At 67.8% G+C, this 22,020-nt stretch carries 24 protein-coding genes; 11 read left to right on the top strand and 13 right to left on the bottom strand.

Translation table 11 applies throughout. The annotated features are described in order from the left end of the window. Positions 1 to 147: 147 nt before the first annotated feature. The 7 genes from QMO14_RS22975 to QMO14_RS22945 all read right to left on the bottom strand — a co-directional run bounded on the left by QMO14_RS22975 (position 148) and on the right by QMO14_RS22945 (position 8,535). Positions 148 to 882 carry an ABC transporter ATP-binding protein gene (locus tag QMO14_RS22975; protein WP_301509976.1) on the bottom strand — a complete coding sequence of 245 codons (735 nt, stop codon included), beginning with the start codon at positions 880 to 882 and terminating at the stop codon, positions 148 to 150. Position 883: 1 nt separating this feature from the next. Continuing rightward, positions 884 to 2,695 carry an ATP-binding cassette domain-containing protein gene (locus tag QMO14_RS22970; protein WP_301509974.1) on the bottom strand — a complete coding sequence of 604 codons (1,812 nt, stop codon included), beginning with the start codon at positions 2,693 to 2,695 and terminating at the stop codon, positions 884 to 886. Between the two features lie 161 nt (positions 2,696 to 2,856). Further along, positions 2,857 to 3,897, bottom strand: a complete 1,041-nt coding sequence (locus QMO14_RS22965; protein ID WP_301509972.1) for a branched-chain amino acid ABC transporter permease — start codon at positions 3,895 to 3,897, stop codon at positions 2,857 to 2,859. 28 nt (positions 3,898 to 3,925) lie between these two features. Beyond that, the gene (locus QMO14_RS22960) at positions 3,926 to 5,062 is read right to left on the bottom strand and encodes an ABC transporter substrate-binding protein (RefSeq protein ID WP_301509970.1); all 1,137 of its coding nucleotides are present in this window, start codon (positions 5,060 to 5,062) and stop codon (positions 3,926 to 3,928) included. A gap of 56 nt (positions 5,063 to 5,118) precedes the next feature. Then, complete coding sequence (locus QMO14_RS22955) at positions 5,119 to 5,883, bottom strand: SDR family NAD(P)-dependent oxidoreductase (RefSeq protein WP_301509969.1); 765 nt, start codon at positions 5,881 to 5,883, stop codon at positions 5,119 to 5,121. 22 nt (positions 5,884 to 5,905) lie between these two features. After that, a complete protein-coding gene (locus QMO14_RS22950) occupies positions 5,906 to 7,765 on the bottom strand; it encodes a feruloyl-CoA synthase (RefSeq protein ID WP_301509968.1) in 1,860 nt (619 codons plus the stop codon). Further along, positions 7,762 to 8,535, bottom strand: a complete 774-nt coding sequence (locus QMO14_RS22945; protein ID WP_301509966.1) for a crotonase/enoyl-CoA hydratase family protein — start codon at positions 8,533 to 8,535, stop codon at positions 7,762 to 7,764. Before QMO14_RS22945 ends, QMO14_RS22950 begins: the two co-directional genes overlap by 4 nt. Before the next feature lie 102 nt (positions 8,536 to 8,637). On the opposite strand from QMO14_RS22945, the gene QMO14_RS22940 reads away from it, so the two are divergent. Further along, positions 8,638 to 9,504 carry an amidohydrolase family protein gene (locus tag QMO14_RS22940; RefSeq protein ID WP_301509964.1) on the top strand — a complete coding sequence of 289 codons (867 nt, stop codon included), beginning with the start codon at positions 8,638 to 8,640 and terminating at the stop codon, positions 9,502 to 9,504. Between the two features lie 20 nt (positions 9,505 to 9,524). Here QMO14_RS22940 and QMO14_RS22935 read toward each other — a convergent pair whose 3' ends face one another. Then, a complete protein-coding gene (locus QMO14_RS22935) occupies positions 9,525 to 11,321 on the bottom strand; it encodes a monovalent cation:proton antiporter-2 (CPA2) family protein (protein WP_301509962.1) in 1,797 nt (598 codons plus the stop codon). A 2-nt stretch (positions 11,322 to 11,323) separates the two neighbouring features. After that, on the bottom strand, positions 11,324 to 12,076 hold the full coding sequence (locus tag QMO14_RS22930; protein WP_301509961.1) for an NAD(P)H-dependent oxidoreductase: 753 nt from the start codon (positions 12,074 to 12,076) through the stop codon (positions 11,324 to 11,326). A gap of 99 nt (positions 12,077 to 12,175) precedes the next feature. Here QMO14_RS22930 and QMO14_RS22925 point away from each other — a divergent pair, with 99 nt between their 5' ends. Next, entirely contained in the window at positions 12,176 to 12,796 is a 621-nt protein-coding gene (locus tag QMO14_RS22925; protein ID WP_301509959.1) for a ParA family protein, read from the top strand. An 82-nt stretch (positions 12,797 to 12,878) separates the two neighbouring features. Continuing rightward, positions 12,879 to 13,349 carry a MaoC family dehydratase gene (locus tag QMO14_RS22920; RefSeq protein ID WP_093206665.1) on the top strand — a complete coding sequence of 157 codons (471 nt, stop codon included), beginning with the start codon at positions 12,879 to 12,881 and terminating at the stop codon, positions 13,347 to 13,349. 36 nt (positions 13,350 to 13,385) lie between these two features. Here the strand turns inward: QMO14_RS22920 and QMO14_RS22915 are convergent, their stop codons facing one another. From QMO14_RS22915 to QMO14_RS22905, 3 genes are all read right to left on the bottom strand, one after another. Beyond that, positions 13,386 to 13,679, bottom strand: coding sequence for a DUF4148 domain-containing protein (locus QMO14_RS22915; protein WP_301509957.1), 294 nt, complete (start codon positions 13,677 to 13,679; stop codon positions 13,386 to 13,388). Between the two features lie 128 nt (positions 13,680 to 13,807). After that, entirely contained in the window at positions 13,808 to 14,269 is a 462-nt protein-coding gene (gene trmL, locus QMO14_RS22910; RefSeq protein WP_301509955.1) for a tRNA (uridine(34)/cytosine(34)/5-carboxymethylaminomethyluridine(34)-2'-O)-methyltransferase TrmL, read from the bottom strand. A gap of 23 nt (positions 14,270 to 14,292) precedes the next feature. Beyond that, the gene (locus QMO14_RS22905; RefSeq protein ID WP_301509978.1) at positions 14,293 to 15,018 is read right to left on the bottom strand and encodes a ComF family protein; all 726 of its coding nucleotides are present in this window, start codon (positions 15,016 to 15,018) and stop codon (positions 14,293 to 14,295) included. A gap of 41 nt (positions 15,019 to 15,059) precedes the next feature. Between QMO14_RS22905 and QMO14_RS22900 the strand changes: the two genes are divergently transcribed. The 8 genes from QMO14_RS22900 to QMO14_RS22865 all read left to right on the top strand — a co-directional run bounded on the left by QMO14_RS22900 (position 15,060) and on the right by QMO14_RS22865 (position 21,619). Then, a complete protein-coding gene (locus tag QMO14_RS22900) occupies positions 15,060 to 15,977 on the top strand; it encodes a methyltransferase domain-containing protein (protein WP_301509953.1) in 918 nt (305 codons plus the stop codon). A gap of 263 nt (positions 15,978 to 16,240) precedes the next feature. Continuing rightward, entirely contained in the window at positions 16,241 to 16,717 is a 477-nt protein-coding gene (locus QMO14_RS22895) for a DUF2244 domain-containing protein (RefSeq protein WP_020723207.1), read from the top strand. Positions 16,718 to 16,777: 60 nt separating this feature from the next. Next, the gene (gene coxB / locus QMO14_RS22890) at positions 16,778 to 17,956 is read left to right on the top strand and encodes a cytochrome c oxidase subunit II (RefSeq protein WP_301509951.1); all 1,179 of its coding nucleotides are present in this window, start codon (positions 16,778 to 16,780) and stop codon (positions 17,954 to 17,956) included. A 43-nt stretch (positions 17,957 to 17,999) separates the two neighbouring features. Next, complete coding sequence (gene ctaD / locus QMO14_RS22885) at positions 18,000 to 19,640, top strand: cytochrome c oxidase subunit I (RefSeq protein WP_176663310.1); 1,641 nt, start codon at positions 18,000 to 18,002, stop codon at positions 19,638 to 19,640. Between the two features lie 22 nt (positions 19,641 to 19,662). Further along, positions 19,663 to 19,776 carry a cytochrome oxidase small assembly protein gene (locus tag QMO14_RS22880; protein ID WP_286516058.1) on the top strand — a complete coding sequence of 38 codons (114 nt, stop codon included), beginning with the start codon at positions 19,663 to 19,665 and terminating at the stop codon, positions 19,774 to 19,776. A gap of 50 nt (positions 19,777 to 19,826) precedes the next feature. Then, positions 19,827 to 20,453 (top strand): cytochrome c oxidase assembly protein, encoded by a 627-nt coding sequence (locus QMO14_RS22875; RefSeq protein WP_301509950.1) that lies wholly within the window; start codon positions 19,827 to 19,829, stop codon positions 20,451 to 20,453. Beyond that, complete coding sequence (locus QMO14_RS22870) at positions 20,450 to 20,668, top strand: DUF2970 domain-containing protein (protein WP_301509948.1); 219 nt, start codon at positions 20,450 to 20,452, stop codon at positions 20,666 to 20,668. Before QMO14_RS22875 ends, QMO14_RS22870 begins: the two co-directional genes overlap by 4 nt. Positions 20,669 to 20,737: 69 nt before the next feature. Next, positions 20,738 to 21,619 (top strand): cytochrome c oxidase subunit 3, encoded by an 882-nt coding sequence (locus tag QMO14_RS22865; protein ID WP_301509946.1) that lies wholly within the window; start codon positions 20,738 to 20,740, stop codon positions 21,617 to 21,619. Between the two features lie 145 nt (positions 21,620 to 21,764). Here the strand turns inward: QMO14_RS22865 and QMO14_RS22860 are convergent, their stop codons facing one another. Continuing rightward, the gene (locus QMO14_RS22860) at positions 21,765 to 21,995 is read right to left on the bottom strand and encodes a twin transmembrane helix small protein (RefSeq protein ID WP_301509944.1); all 231 of its coding nucleotides are present in this window, start codon (positions 21,993 to 21,995) and stop codon (positions 21,765 to 21,767) included. Positions 21,996 to 22,020 lie beyond the last annotated feature (25 nt).

Below are 22,020 nucleotides of genomic sequence, written 5' to 3'. Positions count from 1 at the left end.
GGAGGCGCGTTGGACCGGCTCGCGCAGGCCGCGAGCAGCGCGGCGGCGCCGAGCGCGGTCGCGCACAGGGCAGGGTGGAAGCGGCGCTGTGGCTTCTTCATGCTGTCGTCTCCTTGCTGCCGCGCGGGTCGCGGCGTTGTCGTCGGCTCAGGCGGCTTTTCTCGCGGCGCCGAGGTAGGTGTCGATCACGCGCGGGTCGACGGCCAGCTTCTTCGCTTCGCCCTCGAGGCTCACGCTGCCCATCTCGAGCACGTAGCCGTGATCCGCCACCTCGAGCGCGGCGCGCGCGTTCTGTTCCACCAGCAGGATGGTCACGCCGGTGGCGCGCAGCGCCTCCACGGTGCGGAAGATCTCCTGCACCACCAGCGGCGCCAGCCCGAGGCTGGGCTCGTCGAGCATCAGCAGCGTGGGGCGCGACATCAGCGCGCGGCCCACCGCCAGCATCTGCCGCTCGCCGCCCGAGAGCGTGCCGGCCAGCTGCGCGCGGCGCTCCTTCAGGCGCGGGAACAGCGTGTAGACCTCGTCGATGCGGTCGCGCCACTGGCGGTTGCGCAGCCGCACCTGGCGGAAGGCGCCGAGCACGAGGTTGTCTTCGACCGGCATGGTGCCGAACAGCTCGCGCTTCTCGGGCACCAGCGCGATGCCGAGCATCACGCGCTCTTCCAGCGACAGGCCGTTGACCGGCTGGCCGTTGAACTCGATCGTGCCTTTCGATGGCAGCACGCCCATCAGCGAATTCAGCAGCGTGGACTTGCCGGCCCCGTTGGGGCCGATCACCGTGACCACGCTGCCCTGGCCGGCCTGCAGGTCGATGCCGTGCAGCACTTCGGCACGACCGTAGCCGGCGTGCAGGTCGCGGATGCGGAGCAATGGAGATGTCATGTCAGTGCTCCGTTCCAAGGTAGGCGGCACGGACCTTGTCGCTCGCCTGCACCTCGGCGGGCGTGCCCTCCATCAGGTGCGTGCCGAATTCCATCACCACGATGTGGTCGCAGATGTCCATCACCAGTCCCATGTCGTGCTCGACCAGCAGGATGCTCATGCCCTCGCCGCGCAGCTGGCGCAGCACCTTGCCGAGCGCTTCCTTCTCCTTGTGGCGCAGGCCGGCGGCGGGCTCGTCGAGCAGCAGCAGGGCCGGGTCGGCGCACAGGGCGCGCGCAATTTCGAGCAGGCGCTGCTGGCCCATGGCGAGGTTGCCAGCGATCTCGTGCAGGTAGTCGCCCATGCCCACGCGCTGCAGCTGGCGCTCGGCCTCGCGGAACAGCGCGCGCTCCTCGGCGCGGTCGATGCGCAGCATGGCGGCGACGGCGCCCTTGCGCCCGCGCAGGTGCGCGCCCAGCGCCACGTTCTCCAGCACCGTCATGTCGGCCACCATCTTCACGTGCTGGAAGGTGCGCGACACGCCGCGCTGCGCGATCTGCCGCGCGCCCATTCCGCCGATGGCCTCGCCGCGGAAGCTCACCGCGCCGCCCGAGAGCCCGAGCACGCCGGTGATCAGGTTGAAGGTGGTCGACTTGCCCGCGCCGTTCGGCCCGATCAGGCCGACGATCTGGCCGGCGCGCGTCTGGAAGCTGATGTCGTTCACCGCCACCAGCCCGCCGAAGGTCTTGCGGATGGCCCGCACGTCGAGCACCACCTCGCCGGCCGCCGGCCTGGCGCGCGCGGGCAGGTCGCCGGCAGTTTGCCAGTCGACCGCGCGGCGCGGGCGCGGCAGGCGGCGGTCGACAAAAGCCCAGAGCCCGTCGGGCAGGTACTTGAGCACCAGCACGATCATGATGCCGAAGACGATCAGCTCGTAGCTGCCGGCCGTGCCGATCAGCTTGGGCAGCAGCACCTGCAACTGGTCTTCGAGCTGCTTGACCACGCCCGCGCCGGCAATGGCTCCCCACACGTGGGCCGCGCCGCCGAGCACCGCCATGAACAGGTACTCGATGCCCATCTTCAGCCCGAAGGGAGACGGGTTCACCGTGCGCTGGAAGTGCGCGAACAGCCAGCCCGAGACCGATGCGAAGAGCGCCGCCAGCACGAAGATGCCGATCTTGAAGCGCAGCGTGTTCACGCCCATGGCCTCGGCCATCTGCGAGCCGCCGGCCAGCGCTCGGATGGCGCGGCCGCTGCGCGAGTCGAGCAGGCGGATCACCGCGAAGGCCGCGAGCAGCGCGAAGATCCACACCACCGCATAGAACATGCGCTGCTGGCCGACCTCGAAGCCGAACACCGTGAGGCCCTTCACGCCGAGGATGCCGTCGTACTTGCCCAGCGCCTCGAGGTTGCCCATCAGGTAGTACAGCGACAGCGCCCACGCGATGGTGGCCAGCGGCAGGTAGTGGCCCGACATGCGCAGCGTGATCGCGCCGATGATCGCCGCGCTGACGCCCGTGAGAGCCATGCCGATGAAGAGCGTGACCCACGGCGACAGCCCGGTGTTCACCGTGAGGTAGGCGGTGGTGTACGCGCCGATGCCCACGAAGGCCGCCTGCCCGAAGGAGGTGAGGCCGCCCACGCCGGTGAGCAGCACCAGGCCCAGCACCGGCAGCGTGTAGATGCCGACGTAGTTGAGCTGGATGATCCAGAAATCGGGCAGCGGCAGCAGAGGCAGCGCGACGAGCACCAGGACCAGCGCGAGCGGGCCCCAGGTGCGCAGCGCGCTCTTGTCGGGCGCTTGGGCCGTCGAGGGATTCAAAAGTGCTTCCATGTCAGATGCCCCTCGCGGTGCTCATCGCAGACGGTTCATCAACGCGGCACGGCCGGTGGGGGGAACACCGCGGAACCGGCTTTGCCGGGCCGCTGGTGCTGCCCCCGGCGAGGGGGGTGGCGAAGCGACACGAAGTGCGCGCAGCCTGGGGGAGTTTCATTTCAATGCTCCTCGTCCGAATGGCCGCTCTTGAGCGAGCGCCACAGCAGCACCGGCAGGATGATGGTGAACACGATCACTTCCTTGAACGAACTGGCCCAGAAGGAGCCGAAGGCCTCGATCACGCCCACCGTCAGCGCGCCGACGAGCGCGCCGGGGTAGCTGGCAAGGCCCGCGATCACGCCGGCCACGAAGCCCTTCAGGCCGATGAGGAAACCCGAGTCGTAGAACACCGTGGTGGTCGGTCCGATCAGGAGGCCCGAGAGCGCGCCGATCAGCGCCGCCATCGCGAAAGTGAGCTGCCCGGCTGCCTGGGTGGAGATGCCCATGAGCCGCGCGCCGAGCCGGTTCACGGCGGTGGCACGCAGCGCCTTGCCGTACAGGCTGCGTTCGAAGAACAGGTACAGCAGCACGATCAGCGCGGCCGATACGCCGAAGATGATGAGCGCCTGCCCGCTCACGTTGAGCGGCCCGAGCGCCATGCGCTCGTCCCAGAACGGCGGGTTGCGGAAACCCTCCGCGCCGAAGAACAGCAGGCCCAGCCCGGTCATCGCGAAGTGCACGCCCACCGAGACGATCAGCAGCACCAGCGAACTCGCGCCCGCCAGCGATTGGTAGGCCACGCGGTACACCAGCGGCCCGAAGGCCGTGACGATGAACACCGTGAGCAGCGCCTGCACGCCGATTGGCAGGTTGCGCGGCCCGGCCCAGGCCGAGACGGCGCATATGACGGCCGGCGCCGCGAAGGTGCGCAGGGCGGCCTTCAGCCCGGCCGCCGCGCTGCCGTTGTGGCGCCAGGTGGTGACCAGGTCCATCAGCGCGGCGACGCCGGCCAGGATGAGCAGCAGCCACACCGTGCCCGGCGTCTTGCCGGTCTGGAAGATCGCCAGCGTCAGCGCGCCGTACGCCACGAATTCGCCCTGCGGGATGAAGATGACGCGGGTCACCGTGAAGACGAGCACGATGCCCATGCCCAGCAGGGCATAGATCGCGCCATTGGTGAGGCCGTCCAGCGTCAGGATGCTGGCGATTGAAAGGTCCATGGCGTGAGGTCGCGGCTGAGGAAGGGGATTACTGCTCGACCTTGAACGCGCCGTTCACCACCTTGAGCATCACGCCAGTCTCGTTCGTGTAGCCCCAGTGGTCCTGCGCCGTCCAGTTCAGCACGCCGTGGGCGAGCACCGTGCGGCCCATGTTTTCGAGCGCGTCGCGCAGCGCGGCGCGGAACTCCGGCGTGCCGGGCTTGGCCTTCTTGAGGGCGACCGGCACGGCTTTCTCGAGCACCGTGAGCACGTCGGCCGAGTGGCCGGCGAACTGGTTGCGCGAACCGGGGCCGTAGGCCTTCTCGTAGGCCTGCACGAAGGCGACGGCGGCGGCCTTCGAGGGATGGCTGTCGGGCAGCTGCTCGGCCACGGTGGCGGGGCCCGAGACGACGAAGGTGCCCTCGGCGTCCTTGCCGGCGGTGCGCATCAGGTCCTGCGTGGCGGCGGCGTGCGTCTGGTAGACCTTGCCCTTGTAGCCGCGCTCCATCACCGCCTTCTGCGGCATGCCGGCGCCGCTGCCCGAGGCCACGATCAGGATCGCGTCCGGGTTGGCGGAGGTCAGCTTGAGTACCTGGCCGGTCACGCTGGTGTCGGCGCGCGCGAAGCGCTCGGTGGCGACGATCTTGATGCCGTTCTTCGCGGCCTCGGCCGTCAGCGCCTTGAGCCACAGTTCGCCGTAGGCGTCGGTGTAGCCGAGGAAGCCGACGGTCTTCACGTTCTGCTTCTTCATGTGCGCGACCAGCGCATAGGCCATCACGTCGTTCGACTGCGGCATGCGGAAGAACCACTTGTCCTTGCCCGGCGGCAGGCCGGCGGGCGCGGTGGCGATCTGCGGCGTGCCCGATTCGGCCGTCACGTCAGCCATCGGAATGGCGACCGGCGTGGCGCTGGAGCCGACGATGACGTCGGCCTTGTCCTCGGTGATGAGGCGTTGCGCGTCCTTCACGCCCGTGGTCGGGTCGGTGGCGTCGTCGAGCACCACCACCTTGAGCGTCTCGCCCGCGATGGTCTTGGGCCAGATGGCGATGCCGTTCTTCACCGGAATGCCCAGGCCTGAGGCCGGGCCGGTGAGCGGCTGCACCACGCCGATGGTGATGTCGGCATGGGCGGCGCCCATGGCCATGAGCGCCAGCACGGCGGCGAGGGTGGTCTTCTTGAAGGTCATGGATGTCTCCTGGGTACGTTGTGAAGCAGGCGGAACGAACGCGAAAAAGGGTGGGCTCAGCGCGGCGCCATGCGCAGCGCGCCGTCGATGCGGATCACCTCGCCATTGAGGTGGCCGTTGGTGACGATGTGGCAGGCCAGCTCGGCGAACTCCGAGGGCTTGCCCAGGCGCGGCGGGAAGGGGATGGACGCGGCCAGCGAGTGCTGCACCGGCTCGGGCAGCTCCAGCAGCAGCGGCGTGGCGAAGAGGCCCGGCGCCACGGTGCACACACGGATGGCGTGCTGCGCAAGGTCGCGCGCCATCGGCAGCGTCATGCCGACCAGCCCGCCCTTGGAGGCGCTGTAGGCCTGCTGGCCCACCTGGCCGTCGAAGGCGGCGACCGAGGCGGTGAAGAGCATCACGCCCTTCTCGCCGTTGTCGAGCGCCGGCAGTTTCGCGCAACGCGCTGCGAACAGGCGCGCCATGTTGTAGCCGCCGATGAGGTTGATGTTGACCACGCGCACGAAGTCTTCGAGCGGCGCGGGGTTGCCGTCCTTGCCGACGATGCGCTTGGCGCTGCCGATGCCGGCCACGTTCATCAGGATGCGCGCGGTGCCGTGCGCGGCCTCGGCCTTGTCGAGCGCGGCGGTCACGCTGTCGGTGTCGGTGATGTCGCAGACGCAGGCGACGCCGCCGATCTCGGCGGCCACCTTCTCGGCCAGTGCAGCGTTGCGGTCGAGCACGGCGACCTTGGCGCCCAGCCGCGCGAGTTCGTGCGCGGTGGCTTCGCCCAGGCCCGATGCGCCGCCCGTGACCAGTGCGGCTTGTCCTTCGATCTTCATGGTGTCTTGTCTCCTGGAGTGTCTAGCGGGGCTTGAGAGTGAAGGGCAGCGTGCCGTCGTGCATCGCATCGGCCAGCGCGGCGCGGTGCTTGAGCACGGAGCGCTGGTTGACGGAACCCTTGTCGGTGACTTCGCCCCTGTCGATGGAGGGCGGCTCGGCCATCAGGTGCAGCCGCGCGATGCGGTTGGCGCTGCCGGTCGAGGCTGCGGCCAGCGTGTCGACGACCTGCTGGAAGTGCGCTTGCACAGGGGCGCTTTCCAGCACCTGCTGCATGGTGGCGTCCGCGGGCAGGCCGGCGAGATCGCGCACCTTCTGGGTCGGGAAGATGAGCGCTCCCACTTCCTTCAGGTTGATGCCGGTCAGCACTGCGTCCTGCACGTAGGGCGCGCCGGCCGCGATGATCTTCGCGCGCATCGGGCCCACGCTCACGAAGGTGCCGGTGGCGAGCTTGAAGTCTTCGGCGATGCGGCCGTCGAAGCGCAGGCCGCGGTGGATGTTGCCCTCGTCGATCCACTTGACCGCGTCGCCGGTGGAGAAGAAGCCTTCCTCGTCGAAGGCCTCGGCCGTGGCCTCGGGCGCGCGCCAGTAGCCGGGCGTGATGTTGGGGCCGCGATAGCGCACCTCGGTCTTTCCGTCGACCTCGATCAGCTTGAGTTCGATGCCGGGCGCGGGCAGGCCCACGTCGCCCGACTTCACGTCGGGGCCGGTCACGTACAGCGCGAAGGGGCCCGATTCGGTCATGCCCAGGCCAGTGCCCATGACGATGCGCTCGCCCACTTCCGACTCCTGCGTCTTGTGCAGGCTGTCCCATACGGGCTGCGACAGCGCGGCGCCCGAATAGAAGAACATCTTCACGCGCGACAGCAGGTTGCGGCGCAGCACCGCATCGGTTTCCATCGCGTGCGCGATGGCCTCGAAGCCGGTGGGCACGTTGAAGTAGATGGTGGGTGCGATCTCGCGCAGGTTGCGCAGCGTCTCGGCCATGCCCGCGGGCGTGGGCTTGCCGTCGTCTATGTAGAGCGTGCCGCCGTTGTCCAGCACGATGCCCACGTTGTGGTTGCCGCCGAAGGTATGGTTCCAGGGCAGCCAGTCGACCAGCACCGGCGGCTCGTCGCCCAGGGCGGGAATCGATTGGCGCAGTTGCTGCTGGTTGGCGCACCACATGCGGTGCGTGTTGATGACGGCCTTGGGCATCTTGGTGGAGCCCGAGGTGAAGAGGAACTTGGTGATGGTGTCGGGGCCGGTGGCGCGCATCGCCGCGTCGATGGCGGGCGTGGCCGGCGTGGCGGCGAGGGCGCTGAACGGCGTGACGGGACGGTCGTCGAGCCGGCCGTCGGCCAGCACGACCTCGGTGCCGGCGGGCACGACGGCGGCGATGGCCTTGGCGAAGCGCGCCGCGTCGCTCGCGAACACGAGGCCCGGCGTGAGCGTGTCGAAGACGTGGCGCAGCTTCTCGAAGTCCTGGCTCACCAGCGAGTAGGGCGGCGACACGGGGCAGTAGGGCACGCCGGCGTAGAGGCAGCCCAGCGCCATCAGCGCGTGCTCGATGCCGTTCTCGCTGAGGATCGCGACCGGGCGCTCGGCGCTCAGGCCGCGCTCCAGCAGCGCCTGTCCGATGCCGCGTGCTTCTTCCAGCGCCTGCGCATAGCTCACGCGCAGCCAGTCGCCGGTGCTGCCGTCGGCGAGCCGTTCGCGGCGGGCGATGAAGGTGCGCTCGGGCGTGGCCTCGGCCCAGTGGGCGAGGCGGTCGGTCATGCGCTCGCGGTAGGGCGCGAGCTGCGTCTCGGCGCTCAGGTACTGCGTGCCCGGCGCGCCGTCGCGCAGCACGGCGCGGGTGACGCCGAAGACCAGCGGGCGGTATCGGACGGCAGGGGCGCTCATCCCTTGCTCACTTTCGCGCCGCGCCCTTCGAGGAAGTCGCGCACGCGCTGCTTGGCCTCGGGCGCGGCCTGCGTGATGCCGGAGATCAGCGCCTCGGTGAAGAAGCCGTGGTCGGCCGACTGCTCGGCGATGCGCGGCAGGGCGTGCATCAGCGCGTAGTTGGTGAGCGGGGCGTTGGTGGCCACGCGCTTGGCGAGCTCGAAGGCCTTGTCGAAGGCCTGGCCCTCGTCGACGAGGTACTGCGCGAAGTTGGCGCGCTCGCCGTCCTCGGCGTTGTAGACGCGGCCGGTCATCATCATGTCGGTCATGCGGGCCACGCCGATCAGCTTGGGGATGCGCACCGAGCCGCCGCCGCCCACGAAGATGCCGCGCGAGCCCTCGGGCAGCGCGTAGAAGGTGGAGCGGTCGGCCACGCGGATGTGGCAGGCGCTGGCCAGTTCGAGCCCGCCGCCGACCACCGCGCCGTGCAGCGCGGCGATCACCGGCACCGGGCCGTGCTGGATCAGGTCGAGAGCGGCGTGCCACATGCGCGAGTGCTGCATGCCTTGGCCGGCATCGCGCTCCTTCAGCTCGCTCAGGTCGAGGCCAGCGCAGAAATGCGGGCCCTCGCCGTCGATCACCGCCGCGCGCACGCTGGAGGGCAACTGCTCGAAGGTGTCGCGCAGCGCGAGGATCAGTCCGTCGGACAGCGCGTTGCGCTTGGAGCCGCGCGTCAGGCGGACGATGGCGACTTCGTCGCGGATGTCGAGTTGAAGGTCTGGATTGGTCATGATGAGTCCGGGGTTGCGTCGAATTATGGTTATGGGAAATAATCAATTCAAGGAATTTGGAGCCCCCAGAGCCTAGGGATTTACCCGTACCGGAGACAAGACATGGACCACCAGAACCTGATCGCGATCGACATCCACACCCACGCAGAAGTCAGCTGCTGGAACCCGTTCGACAACTACGGCGAGGAGTACGACCGCGCGGCCGACAAGTACTTCGGCTCCAGCGGGCGGCCCACCATCGCGGAGAGCGTGGCGTACTACCGTGAAAGAAAGATCGGCCTGGTGATGTTCATGGTCGACGCCGAATCGAACATGGGCCGCAGGCGCATCCCGAACGAGGAGATCGCCGAGGCCGCGAAGAACAACAGCGACATCATGATCGCCTTCGGCAGCGTCGATCCGCACAAGGGAAAGATGGGCGCTCGCGAGGCGCGCAGGCTCATCGAGGAGCACGGCGTGAAGGGCTTCAAGTTCCATCCCACGGTGCAGGGCTACCACCCCTACGACCGCATGGCCTGGCCCATCTACGAGGTCATCGCCGAGTACGGCCTGCCGGCCATCTTCCACACCGGCCACAGCGGCATCGGCTCGGGCATGCGCTGCGGCGGCGGGCTGCGGCTAGAGTACAGCAACCCGATGCATCTGGACGACGTGGCCATCGACTTCCCCGACATGCAGATCGTCATGGCGCACCCCAGCTTTCCCTGGCAGGACGAGGCGCTGAGCGTGGCCACGCACAAGCCCAACGTCTGGATCGACCTTTCGGGCTGGAGCCCCAAGTACTTTCCGAAGCAGCTGGTGCAATACGCCAACACGCTGCTAAAGGACCGAATCCTGTTCGGCAGCGACTACCCGCTGATCACGCCAGACCGCTGGATGCGCGATTTCGAGAACGCGGGCTTCAAGCCCGAGGTGATGCCCGGCATCCTCAAGGGGAACGCGGTCAGGCTGCTGAAGCTGCAGGGCTGACCCGCGCGGGGCGCTTCTTTCTAAGCGTCCGCCTTTTCTTCCCTTGCCGCGGCTTGCTGCTCGGCGTCGTCGCCGTCGAGCTGGCCCCAGTCGCGGCCCAGCCGCCGCTGGCGCTCCTCGCGCTCGCGCGCCATCTGCTCCTCGAACTGCTGGCGGCCGGCCTTGTTGGCGGCGATCAGCTTGGCGCGGTCCTTGTAGTGCGGGTAGATCTCGTTGCTGAGCTCGATATTCCGGCGGCGAAAGCGCATCGCCGATTCGCGCGCCTCGTGCGCCGGCCAGCCCAGCGCTTCCAGCGTCGAGCGGGCGCTGCGCAGCGAGGACTCGAACACCTCGCGCTCCACCTCCGTCACGCCGCGGTCGCGCAGCTGGAACAGGTGCGTCACGTTGCGTGCCCTGGCGATGATGCGGGCCTGCGGGAAGTTCTCCTTCACCAGGTCGACAATTTCCAGCGACTGCTCGATGTCGTCCACCGCCACCACGATCACCTTGGCCGTGCCCGCGCCCGCGGTGCGCAGCAGATCGAGCCGCGTCGCGTCGCCGTAGAACACGCGGAAGCCGAACTGCCGCAGGCCTTCGACGGTGTCGGCGTCGTGGTCGAGCACGGTCACGCGCAGGCCCTGCGACATCAGCATGCGACCGACGATCTGGCCGTAGCGGCCGAAGCCGCAGATCAGCACCTTGGCGTCCTGCTGCTCCGAAATCTCTTCGAGCTTGGTGCCCGTGTTGCGGCTGTAGCGCGGCAGCACGAACCGGTCGAGCAGCACCAGCAGCAGCGGCGACAGCAGCATCGACAGCGCCACCGCGCCGATCAGCAGCGTGAACACCGGCCGCTCCTGGTAGGCGATGCCCATGGCCTTGGCGAGCGAATAGATCACGACCAGCTTGATGGCCATGAAGCCGACCACCAGCATCGCCATGACCCACGGGCTCGCGATCAGCACGCCGAAGTTGATCGACATGCCCACCGCGATGAAGAAGAGGCCCAGCAGCAGGCCCTTGAAGGGCTCGATGTCGGTCTCGAGTTCGCGCCGGTATTCGCTCTCGGCCAGCAGCACGCCGGCGAGGAAGGCGCCCAGCGCCATCGACAGGCCCACCAGCTGCATCAGCGCCGCGATGGCCACCACCAGCAGCAAGGCGGCGGCGGTGAAGATCTCGGGCGTGTCGCTGCGCGCGATCCAGCGAAGGATGGGCCGCAGCAGCAGCCGGCCGCCGAGGATGATGCCGCCGATCACGCCGATGATCTTCGCGGCTTCCAGCGCACGCTCCAGCCCGGTGATCGACTGCTCGGCTGCCGTGGCGCCGGCCAGCAGCGGCAGCAGCGCCAGGATCGGAATGGCCGCCACGTCCTGGAACAGCAGGATCGAGAAGCCGGCCTGGCCGCTGGGCGTCTTCAGCAGGTTGCGTTCGCCGAACACCTGCAGCGCGATGGCGGTGGACGAGAGCGCCAGGCCCAGCGCGGCCACCAGCGCCACGCGCCAGCCGGCGCCCACGGCGCAGCCGACCGCGAACAGCACGGCGGCGCAGCTCAGCACCTGCGCCGTGCCCCAGCCGAAGATGGGGCGGCGCAGGTTCCACAGGCGCCTGGGCTCGAGCTCGAGTCCCACGAGGAAGAGCATCAGCACCACGCCGAACTCGGCGAAGTGCAGCACGTCCTCGACGCTGGAGACCAGCCCCAGCCCCCAGGGCCCGATGGCGATGCCGGCCACGAGGTAGCCGATGATGGAGCCCAGGCCCAGGGCCTTCGACAGCGGCACCACCAGCACGGCGGCGCTCAGGTAGATCAGGCTGTTGGTCAGCCAGGCGGGTGCGTGTTCCATGCTCAGGCCGCCTTTTCGCCGCTGCCAGTGGAGGCGATGGTGCTGGCCAGGCCATGGGCCATCGCCGCGCGGAATGCGTTGGAGACCACCTTGCCGACCTCGTCGTTCTCGGCCGGCCGGTCGCTCTCAGGGACGGGGCAGGCGATGCAGGCGTCGATTTCCTCGATCTCGGGCCAGTCGGGGTAGCTGCCCAGCCGCTGGGCGAAGGTGTCGACATGCGCCTTCACCGCCGCCTCGCTGGCGCTGCGCGCGCCATAGAAGATCATCGGCGGCAGGAAGCGCATGCCGCACAGCGCGGCGGTCTGCTCGTAGGGCGGCAGGAAGGCGTCGAAGAAATAGCGGTGGTAGTTCTGCGGGTGGTAGCTGGCCTCGGGGCTGCCGGTGGTGGCGACCAGCCAGAGGTCCTTGCCCTGCAGGGCGGTGCCGCCGGGGCCGTAGGCCCAGCCGTAGGCGAGCACGTCGTCGAGCCATAGCTTCTGCAGCGCGGGCATCGAGTACCACTGGATCGGGTGCACCAGCACCACCAGGCTGGCCCTGGCGAGCCGGGCCTGCTCGGCGTCGACGTCAATGGCGAAGTCGGGGTAGCTGCCGTAGAGGTCGTTCACGTCGACCCCCGGCACGCCGCGCGCGGCGGCGAGCATGCGGCGGTTGACGCGGGAGTCGCGCCAGTGGGGGTGGGCGGCCAGCACATAAATGCCGCCGGAGCCGCCCGCGGTGCTCTCGGCTGCGGTTCCCATGGATGTTGTTGTCGTCATCCCGCGAACATAGCTCAAGAGTGCGCCCGGGGGCGTTTCACCGGGCATAAACGCCCAGCGACTACCATTCGCGCTGTTGCCGTTCTGGAGGAGTGCTTTATGCCGGTGGTTCTGGTCGCCAATCCCAAGGGAGGCGTGGGCAAATCGACGATCGCGACGAATGTCGCGGGCTACTTCGCAAGCCGGGGCCACGCCGTGATGCTGGGCGACGTGGACCGCCAGCAGTCCTCCCGCCTGTGGCTGGGCCTGCGCCCGCCGGTGGCCCGGCCGATCTCCACCTGGGAAGCCACCGGCGAAAGCACCGTGGTGCGCCCGCCGCGCGGCACCACGCACGCGGTGCTCGACACGCCCGCCGGCCTGCACGGCTGGCGCTTCAAGGAGGTGCTGGCGCTGGCCGACCGGGTGATCGTGCCGCTGCAGCCCAGCATCTTCGACATCTACGCGACGCGCGACTTCCTCGACCGGCTKCTTGAAAGCCGCCGTGCCGAGAAGACGAGGATCGGCCTCGTCGGCATGCGGGTGAACGCCCGCACGCTGGCGGCCGACCGGCTCCACGAGTTCATCGCGGGGCTCGGCGTGCCGGTGATCGGCGAGTTGCGCGACACGCAGAACTACGTGCAGCTCGCCGCGCGCGGGCTCACGCTGTTCGACATCGCGCCCGGCCGCGTGCAGCGCGACCTGGAGCAGTGGCAGCCGATCTGCGAATGGCTCGACGCCTGAGCGGCGTTCCCGCCTGCTCCCGGTTTACCCTGAGCCCGGTTGTCGCGATGCCGACAGCCGCGCGGCGACCCCAGACGCCAGAATGCCCCGCATGACCAAGAAGACATTCCAGACCCTTCAGGATCTCGCCGCGTGCGTCGGCCAGGAAGTCGCCGTGAGCGACTGGATCGCCATCACGCAGGAGCAGGTCAACCAGTTCGCCGAGGCGACGGGCGACCACCAGTGGATCCACGTCGACATCGAGCGGGCCAAGGCCGGCCCCTTCGGCGGGCCGATCGCGCACGGCTTCCTCACGCTGTCGCTGCTGCCGCGCTTCTACGAGACGGCGCTGGACGTGGTCGAGTCGCGCATGGGCGTGAACTACGGCCTGAACAAGGTGCGCTTCATGTCGCCGGTGCCTGTGGGCAAGCGCCTGCGGGCGCGCATGAAGCTGCTGACGGCGGAGCCCATTGCCGACGATGGTTTCCAGATGACCTGGGAAACCACCATCGAGCTCGAAGGCGCTGCCAAGCCGGCCTGCGTGGCCGAGTCGGTGGTGCGCCGCTACCGCTGAAGCAGCCGCGCCCTTTTCCTTCTTTTTTCTTTCTTCTTACATCCGGCGGTCGGTCACTTCGCCGTAGGTGGCTGCGCCCTGGCGGGTGATGCTCAGTGCGCTGGCGCGCACGGCGTCGCGATCGGCTTCGCCGGTCCTGGCCTGCATCACGCCCGTGCCGCCATTGCCGATGCGAAGCGGCTGGCGCGCGTCGGCCTGGACCTGCGCGCGGGACAGCGTCGACTCGAAGGGGGTGGGCGGGAGCGGGTTCTGCTCTCCCTGGAATGCCTGCGCGCTGCCTGCGAAGGCGAGCGTTGCGAGGGCGGCGAGAGCGATCGGCTTGGCGTTCATGGCGGGACTCCTTGGTTCAGGGTGGATGGGGATGAATGCCGGAGCGGTTTGCGCCCGGCATGTCTTACATACGACGCGATTCGCCGAATGGATGTGTCCTGCCCCTGCTGCCGGAAGGGGCAGCCGCCTCAGCCGAAGCCGTTCTGCCGCCAGGCCTCGAACACCGTCACCGCCACCGCGTTCGAGAGATTCAGGCTGCGCTGGCCCTCGCGCATCGGCAGCCGCAGGCGCTGGGCCTCGGGGAAGCCGTCGCGCAGTGCGGACGGCAGGCCGCTGGTTTCCGAGCCGAACACCAGCCAGTCGCCGGGCTGGAAGCGTATCTCGTGCACCGGGCGCGAGCCGCGCGTGGTGAGCGCGAACATGCGGTCGGCGGCGGGCTGCTCGGCGGCGAGCAGGGCCTGCCAGTCGACGTGGCGCCTGACTTCCGCGTACTCGTGGTAGTCGAGGCCGGCACGGCGCAGCAGGCGGTCGTCCATCGAGAAACCCAGCGGTTCCACGAGGTGCAGCTTGCAGCCGGTGTTGGCTGCGAGCCGGATCACGTTGCCGGTGTTCGGCGGGATTTCGGGGTGGACCAGGACGATATTGAACATGCGGCGATTGTCGGCGGGCCGGCTCAGCGGGGCGGATCGGTCCGGGCCAGCACGATGCCGGTGACGTGGGCCGCGCCGGCCTCGCGCAGCACGCCGGCGGCGGCGAAGATCGATGCGCCGCTGGTCATCACGTCGTCCACAAGCACGATGCGCCGGCCGCGCAGTTCCTGGGCGCGCAGCGGTTCCACGGCGAAGGCGCCGCGCAGGTTGCGCAGCCGCTCGGCGCGCGACAGGCCGCTTTGGGCTGGCGTTTCGCGCGTGCGCAGGAGCAGGGTGGCGTCGGTCTTCGGCGGCGCCAGCCGGCGCGCCAGTTCGTGCGACTGGTTGAAGCCGCGTTCGCGCAACCGGCCGGGCGCCAGCGGCATCGGCAGCACGATGTCGCAGGCCTCCAGCGCAGGTTCCACCCAGGGCGCGCTACGCAACAGCATGGCGAAGGGGCCGGCCCAGCCGGCTTCGCCGCGAAACTTGAAGGCCGCGATGGCGTCCGGCCAGGGCCATGCGTAGGTGCAGGCGGCGAGGCAGGCATCCAGCGGCGGCGGGTTCTTCACGCACTCGCCGCAGCGGCTCACGCCATCGGGCACGGGCAGGGCGCAGCCGCCGCAGCGCGCGACGGGCGGGGCAAAGCGGGCCACGCAGGCGTCGCACACCGGGCGCGAGGGCCAGGCGCGGCACACCGCGCACTGGCTGGGCAGCCGCGCGAGCAGCGAGGCGAAGGGCGCGAAAGGGGAAAGAGGAGCGAAAGGCCACATGGCCCGGTGGCTGGACATCGGCTCAATATACTCACGGCCCCATGGCCACCGACCCCACAAGACGACCGCCGACCATCGATGCCACGGCGGCCGCCCGCTGGCGCCGGCTCGCGCCCGCCGACGGCGCTTCTCCCTGGCTGCACGAGGAAATCGGCCGCCGCATGGAAGACCGGCTGCAATGGATCAAGGCCCAGCCTCGCAGCTGGGCCGACTGGGCCCCGCTGCGCAGCGGCCTCGAGGCCCATGAACTCGTCGCCCGCCGCTACAAGGACGCGGCTTCCTACGTGATCGAACCCGAGCCCGCGCTCGCCGCGGCCACCGGCCAGGCGCTCGCCGCGCCGTGGTGGAGCGCGCGGCGCTGGCAGGCCGGCAAGGCGCGCTTCGAGGCGCCACCCGAGGGCGGCGTCGACCTGCTCTGGGCCAACATGTCGCTGCACATGGCGGCCGACCCCGAGGCGCTGATCTCGCACTGGCACAAGCTGGTGGCGACCGACGGCTTCCTCATGTTCTCCTGCCTCGGCCCCGACACCTTGCGCGAGCTGCGCGCGCTGCATGCCCGACTGGGCTGGCCGGCCGCGGGCCACGAGTACACCGACATGCACGACTGGGGCGACATGCTGGTCCACGCCGGCTTCGCCGAGCCGGTGATGGACATGGAGCGCATCGTGCTGACCTGGGCCACGCCCGAGGCGGCGCTCGCCGAACTGCGCACGCTCGGGCGCAACCTGCATCCGGCGCGCTTCCCGGCGCTGCGCGGCAGGGGCTGGCTCCAGTCGCTGAAGAAGGCGCTGCCCGAGCTCGCGCCGGCGGAAGGTGGCGACGGGCGCATCGCGCTGACCTTCGAGGTTGTCTACGGCCACGCGTTCAAGCCGGTGCCGCGCGTGTCGCTGTCGGCCGAGAGCGCGGTGTCGCTGCGCGAGATGCGATCGATGCTCCAGCGCGGTCGTCCGGGAGCCTGATCGGTCGCGTGGCCGATCGACGTTGGCGCGGCAGCGAGCGCGTGTGAAAACACGTGCCGAAAACGCATGTCGTACAGGGCGTTTCTTGCCTACTAGTAGTGACCCGTAGGCGTCCCACAGGGCACTCGGGCGCAGGTATCTACCCGCTACAATCCGCCGTTGCGTGAAACTCGCGGGTATTGTCCCGCGATCGAGGGGTGTCGGATCCTGTTTGTACGAGAGGGTTTGGCCACCGTCGACGCACCGATTTGCTGAACTCGCCCGTGTCGAATTCCGTGTTTCGATTTGCCACCGTTTCAGGCCAGAGCATCCACTGGTTCCTGAAGCGCAACTGCTCGGTGACGCCGAGCCAGCTGGGCTGGCTCTACGCCTCGCTGTGCGTGGTATCTCTCGGCATCGGCACCCTGTTCTGGCTGCACGGTGCGCCCATGGTGCTGCCTTTTGCCTGGCTCGAGCTGGCCGCTGTCGGATTTGCCTTCATGGTCTACGCAAGGCATGCGACGGATGGCGAGAAGATCGCATTGCAGGAAGGACGGCTCGTCGTGGAGCTCGAAAACGGCGGGCACTACGAGCGCACGGAATTTCTTCCGCACCAGGTGCGGATCGAACCCCAGGCCGGCGATCGCTCGCTGATCGAGGTCTCGGGGCAGGGTCGATCGGTCAGGGTGGGGCGCTATGTACGCCCGGAGTTGCGTGCCGCCTTGGCCCGCGAGATTCGAATGGCGTTACGCGGCGCCTGAGGGGGCTCGCGCAGTGCTGCACGGTTGGGTTTGTCGAAAAATTGAAGAAACGTGAACACGATGAAGAGCATTTGGCGCAATAAGTACAGGCCGGCGAATCTGTTGCTGGCGGCCGGCGCGGCTTTCAGCAGCGCGGCGCACGCAGTCAACGATCTGCCCGGCGGCCCTTCGGTGCGCCAGTTGAATCTTCCGGTCGGCGTGACCAAGATCGCGCAGGAGCAGCATCTGCTCCACACGATCATGATGATCCTGTGCACGGTCATCTTCGTCGGCGTGTTCGCGGTGATGTTCTATTCGATCTGGAAGCACCGCAAGTCGGTGGGCCACAAGGCCGCCAACTTCCACGAATCGGTCGTGGTCGAGGTCATCTGGACCATCGTGCCCTTCCTCATCGTCATCATCATGGCGCTGCCCGCCACCAAGGTGCTGGTGGCCCAGAAGGACACCACCAACGCCGACCTCACGATCAAGACCACGGGCTATCAGTGGAAGTGGGGCTACGACTACCTGAACGGCGAAGGCGAGGGCCTGGCCTTCATCTCGACGCTCGACAGCTCGCAGCGCGCCATGTCCGACGCCGGCGCCAAGGGCCAGATGCCCGACGACTACCTGCTCAAGGTCGACAACCCACTGGTGGTGCCGGTCAACAAGAAGGTCCGCATCATCACCACCGCGAACGACGTGATCCACGCCTTCGCCGTGCCGCAGCTGGGCCTCAAGCAGGACGCCATTCCCGGCTTCGTGCGCGACACCTGGTTCCGCGCCGAAACCGTGGGCGACTACTATGGCCAGTGCCAGGAGCTGTGCGGCAAGGAGCACGCCTACATGCCCATCCACGTGAAGGTGGTTTCGGCCGCCGACTACACCGCCTGGGTGGCCAACCAGCGCAAGATCGCCGCCGCCAAGCTCGACGACCCGACCAAGGTCTGGACCCTGCCCGACATGCTGGTTCGCGGCGAGAAGGTCTATGCCGCCAACTGCGCCGCCTGCCATCAGGCCAACGGCAAGGGTGCAGGCCCGATCAAGGCGCTCGACGGCGACCCGAAGGTGCTCGACGCCGACCACACGGTGCAGCTGCACGTGCTGCTCAACGGCCAGAACAACGGCGCCATGCCGTCCTGGAAGCAGCTGAGCGACACCGACCTCGCGGCCGTGGCCACCTACACCAAGAACAGCTGGTCGAACAAGACGGGCCAGCTGGTGCAGCCGGCCGAAGTCCAGGCCCTGCGCGGCAAGTGACCGGGCAGCGCCCCGCGACGAAGAAATTGCAAGGAACAACGACATGAGCGCAGTCCTCGACCCCCACGGTCACGCAGCCCACGGCGATCACGCACACGATGATCATCACGACCACCACGCGCCCACCGGCTGGCGCCGCTGGGTGTTCGCGACCAACCACAAGGACATCGGCACGCTCTACCTGCTCTTCAGCTTCACGATGCTGATGGTGGGCGGGGTGCTCGCGCTGCTGATCCGCGCCGAGCTGTTCCAGCCCGGGCTGCAGCTGGTGAACCCCGAACTCTTCAACCAGTTCACGACCATGCACGGCCTGATCATGGTGTTCGGCGCGATCATGCCGGCCTTCGTGGGCTTCGCGAACTGGATGATCCCGCTGCAGGTGGGCGCCTCCGACATGGCGTTCGCGCGCATGAACAACTTCAGCTTCTGGCTGCTGATCCCGGCGGCGCTGATGCTGGTGGGCTCGTTCTTCATGCCCGGCGGCGCACCCGCCGCGGGCTGGACGCTGTACGCGCCGCTCACGCTGCAGATGGGTCCCTCGATGGACGCCGGCATCTTCGCGATGCACATCATGGGCGCCTCGTCGATCATGGGCTCGATCAACATCATCGTGACCATCCTCAACATGCGCGCTCCCGGCATGACGCTGATGAAGATGCCGATGTTCTGCTGGACCTGGCTCATCACCGCGTACCTGCTGATCGCCGTGATGCCCGTGCTCGCGGGCGCCATCACCATGACGCTGACCGACCGCCACTTCGGCACCAGCTTCTTCAACCCCGCCGGCGGCGGCGACCCGGTGATGTACCAGCACATCTTCTGGTTCTTCGGCCACCCCGAGGTCTACATCATGATCCTGCCGGCCTTCGGCATCATCAGCCAGGTGGTGCCGGCCTTCGCCCGCAAGAAGCTCTTCGGCTACGCCTCGATGGTGTATGCCACCTCGTCGATCGCCATCCTGTCGTTCATCGTGTGGGCGCACCACATGTTCACGACCGGCATGCCGCTGACCGGCCAGCTGTTCTTCATGTACGCGACCATGCTGATCGCGGTGCCCACGGCCGTGAAGATCTTCAACTGGATCGCCACCATGTGGCAGGGCTCGATGACCTTCGAGACGCCGATGCTGTTCGCGGTGGGCTTCATCTTCGTGTTCACCATGGGCGGCTTCACCGGCCTGATCCTGGCGGTTGCGCCCATCGATACGCAGCTGCAGGATACGTATTACGTGGTGGCCCACTTCCACTACGTGCTGGTGGCCGGTTCGCTGTTCGCCATGTTCTCGGGCTTCTACTACTGGGCGCCCAAGTGGACCGGCGTGATGTACAACGAGACGCGCGGCAAGGTGCACTTCTGGTGGTCGCTGATCTCTTTCAACGTGACCTTCTTCCCGATGCACTTCCTGGGCCTGGCCGGCATGCCGCGACGCTATGCCGACTACCCGATGCAGTTCGCGGACTTCAACGCCGTGGCTTCGGTCGGTGCGTTCTTCTTCGGTTTCGCGCAGGTCTATTTCTTCCTCTTCATCGTGCTGCCCACCATGCGCGGCAAGGGCGAAAAGGCCGCGCAGAAGCCATGGGAAGCCGCCGAAGGCCTCGAGTGGGAAGTGCCTTCGCCAGCGCCGTTCCACACCTTCGAGAACCCGCCCAAGCTCGACGCGACCGCCACCAAGGTGATCGGTTGAACCGGCTGGTCCGCGTAGCACGATGACGCCCGAACAGAAAAGGAACAACCGCCGCATGGGGCTCACGCTGGCCTCCATCGCCGTGGTGTTCTTCGTCGGCTTCATCGTCCGCATGGTCTGGTTCAGCGGCCGCTGAGCGCTCCAGTCGGTCACGCAAGCAGTCATCATCGAACGGGAGCACAGCGCATGAGCCTCGGTCCTCGCATCCGCCGCGCCAACGTCCGCATGGTCGGCAAGCTCGCCGTGGTGGCCTGCGGCATGTTCGCCTTCGGCTACGCGCTGGTGCCGATGTACCGCGCGATCTGCGAGATAACCGGCATCAACATCCTCGCGCTCTCCGAGCTCGAAGTGCCGGGCGGCGCGAGCGGCGGCAAGAACGTGCGCGTGCCAGACAACACGCAGGTCGACAAGAGCCGCACCATCACGGTCGAGTTCGATTCGAACGTGCGCGGCGGCCTGTGGGACTTCAAGCCCGCGGAGCGGACCATCCAGGTGCACCCGGGCGAGCTCAACACAGTGATGTACGAGTTCCAGAACGTGCAGAACCGCCGCATGGCCGCGCAGGCCATTCCGAGCTACGCGCCGCAGCAGGCCGCACCGTACTTCAACAAGCTCGAGTGCTTCTGCTTCAATCAGTACACGCTCGATCCGGGCGAGAAGAAGCAGTGGCCGGTCGCGTTCGTGATCGACCCGAAGATTTCCAAGGACGTGAAGACCATCACGCTGTCGTACACCTTCTTCGAGGTGGGCGGCAAGACGCCCGCGGCCCCGGTGGCCGCCGTTTCCGGCACCGCGAATGAGCCGCGCTCGTGACCGATCCCTCCAACAGGCCGAAGGCTTCGCTGTGGGACACGGTGAAGGCGGTGGGTTGGTCGTTCTTCGGGGTGCGCAAGAACGGCGCCTACCAGGAAGACCTGCGCAAGCTGAATCCGCTGCACATCATCGCGGTGGCGTTCGTTGCGGTGGTTGTCTTCGTGGTCGCTCTGGTGCTGGTGGTGCGTCATGTGGTCGCGTCGGCCGGGGCCTGACGGAAGACAAGCCTTCCGCAACAAGCAGAATCCATTGAATCGAGAGAAGAAAGAAAGCCAGGAGCTGAAATGAGTTCAACGACCCACGGAACCACGCCCTACTACTTCGTGCCCGGACCTTCGTCCTATCCGGTTTCGGCCGCGATCGGCCTGTTCTTCGTGATCCTGGGTGCCGCTCAATGGATCAATGGGCACGAGTGGGGCGCATGGTCGCTGCTGGCCGGCATGGTGATCTGGCTCGGCACGCTGTTCGTGTGGTTCCGTGCCGCCATCGGAGAGAGCGAGAGCGGCCAGTACGGCCACAAGGTGGATCTCTCGTTCCGCTGGAGCATGAGCTGGTTCATCTTCTCCGAGGTGATGTTCTTCGGTGCGTTCTTCACCGCGCTGTGGTGGGCCCGCACCCATGCCCTGCCGACGCTCGGCAGCCTGGACAACGCGCTGCTGTGGCCCGACTTCAAGGCCGTGTGGCCCAGCGTCGCCGCTGGTGCCACCGGCTCGCCGGCCGGCATCGTCGAGCCCTTCCAGACCGTCGGCCCATTCTGGCTGCCCACGATCAATACCGCGCTGCTGCTGAGCTCGGGCGTCACGCTCACCATCGCTCACCATGCGCTGCGTGCCGGCCATCGCGCCCAGACCATCCGCTTCATGTGGCTCACCGTGCTGCTGGGCGTGATCTTCCTGGGCGTGCAGGGCTACGAGTACCACCACCTGTACACCGAACTGAACCTCAAGCTCAGCTCGGGCACCTATGGTTCGACATTCTTCATGTTGACCGGCTTCCACGGCCTGCACGTGTTCATCGGCATGCTGATGCTGCTGTTCATCACGCTGCGCCTGCGCAAGGGCCACTTCACGCCGGAGCGCCATTTCGGCTTCGAAGGCGCAGCCTGGTACTGGCACTTCGTGGACGTGGTCTGGCTCGGCCTCTACCTGCTGGTTTATTGGCTTTGAGCGAGGAGCCCAGGGTCCGTCACGCATACTGCGCCCCGCGACAAGGTTTCGCGAGGGTGTTTCATTGGTGACAGACCCCGGCGGCATTCCACAAAAAAGGCGCCGCAAGGCGCCTTTTTCTTGGTTCTCCTGGTATGAACACCATCTACTTGCCAAGCGGGAGCCCGGTTGGCTGGATGTATCCGAACTTCCAGGCGAGCAGCATGCAGAGGAACAAAAACACCGAGAGGCCGATCCGAACGGTGAGTGCGCGCGCCATGCCGCCGCTCTTGGCGCGCCCGTTGCGCCCGTCCTTCAGCATGAAGTACAGGGCAAACGCGAGGCTCGCGAAGATGCCCACGAACACCAGGGCGACGAAGTATTTCATGACCTGCATTATCGGCCTCACGCCCCGTCCCCTC

This window comes from Variovorax sp. CAN15 (assembly GCF_030462475.1).
Taxonomy (GTDB): Bacteria; Pseudomonadota; Gammaproteobacteria; order Burkholderiales; family Burkholderiaceae_C; genus Variovorax.
The sequence above is the reverse complement of the archived record's forward strand: the minus strand, read 5'-3'. Positions and strand labels throughout refer to the sequence as shown.

Coding starts and splice junctions, on each gene's coding strand:
- QMO14_RS22935 (WP_301509962.1), bottom strand. CDS start 11,321: ATGGAACACGCACCCGCCTGGCTGACCAACAGCCTGATCTACCTGAGC.
- QMO14_RS22900 (WP_301509953.1), top strand. CDS start 15,060: ATGGCCACCGACCCCACAAGACGACCGCCGACCATCGATGCCACGGCG.
- QMO14_RS22905 (WP_301509978.1), bottom strand. CDS start 15,018: ATGTGGCCTTTCGCTCCTCTTTCCCCTTTCGCGCCCTTCGCCTCGCTG.
- QMO14_RS22955 (WP_301509969.1), bottom strand. CDS start 5,883: ATGAAGATCGAAGGACAAGCCGCACTGGTCACGGGCGGCGCATCGGGC.
- QMO14_RS22975 (WP_301509976.1), bottom strand. CDS start 882: ATGACATCTCCATTGCTCCGCATCCGCGACCTGCACGCCGGCTACGGT.
- QMO14_RS22875 (WP_301509950.1), top strand. CDS start 19,827: ATGAGCCTCGGTCCTCGCATCCGCCGCGCCAACGTCCGCATGGTCGGC.
- QMO14_RS22860 (WP_301509944.1), bottom strand. CDS start 21,995: ATGCAGGTCATGAAATACTTCGTCGCCCTGGTGTTCGTGGGCATCTTC.
- QMO14_RS22945 (WP_301509966.1), bottom strand. CDS start 8,535: ATGACCAATCCAGACCTTCAACTCGACATCCGCGACGAAGTCGCCATC.
- ctaD (WP_176663310.1), top strand. CDS start 18,000: ATGAGCGCAGTCCTCGACCCCCACGGTCACGCAGCCCACGGCGATCAC.
- QMO14_RS22970 (WP_301509974.1), bottom strand. CDS start 2,695: ATGGAAGCACTTTTGAATCCCTCGACGGCCCAAGCGCCCGACAAGAGC.
- QMO14_RS22880 (WP_286516058.1), top strand. CDS start 19,663: ATGACGCCCGAACAGAAAAGGAACAACCGCCGCATGGGGCTCACGCTG.
- QMO14_RS22940 (WP_301509964.1), top strand. CDS start 8,638: ATGGACCACCAGAACCTGATCGCGATCGACATCCACACCCACGCAGAA.
- QMO14_RS22865 (WP_301509946.1), top strand. CDS start 20,738: ATGAGTTCAACGACCCACGGAACCACGCCCTACTACTTCGTGCCCGGA.
- QMO14_RS22915 (WP_301509957.1), bottom strand. CDS start 13,679: ATGAACGCCAAGCCGATCGCTCTCGCCGCCCTCGCAACGCTCGCCTTC.
- QMO14_RS22920 (WP_093206665.1), top strand. CDS start 12,879: ATGCCCCGCATGACCAAGAAGACATTCCAGACCCTTCAGGATCTCGCC.
- QMO14_RS22950 (WP_301509968.1), bottom strand. CDS start 7,765: ATGAGCGCCCCTGCCGTCCGATACCGCCCGCTGGTCTTCGGCGTCACC.
- coxB (WP_301509951.1), top strand. CDS start 16,778: ATGAAGAGCATTTGGCGCAATAAGTACAGGCCGGCGAATCTGTTGCTG.
- QMO14_RS22960 (WP_301509970.1), bottom strand. CDS start 5,062: ATGACCTTCAAGAAGACCACCCTCGCCGCCGTGCTGGCGCTCATGGCC.
- trmL (WP_301509955.1), bottom strand. CDS start 14,269: ATGTTCAATATCGTCCTGGTCCACCCCGAAATCCCGCCGAACACCGGC.
- QMO14_RS22965 (WP_301509972.1), bottom strand. CDS start 3,897: ATGGACCTTTCAATCGCCAGCATCCTGACGCTGGACGGCCTCACCAAT.
- QMO14_RS22930 (WP_301509961.1), bottom strand. CDS start 12,076: ATGACGACAACAACATCCATGGGAACCGCAGCCGAGAGCACCGCGGGC.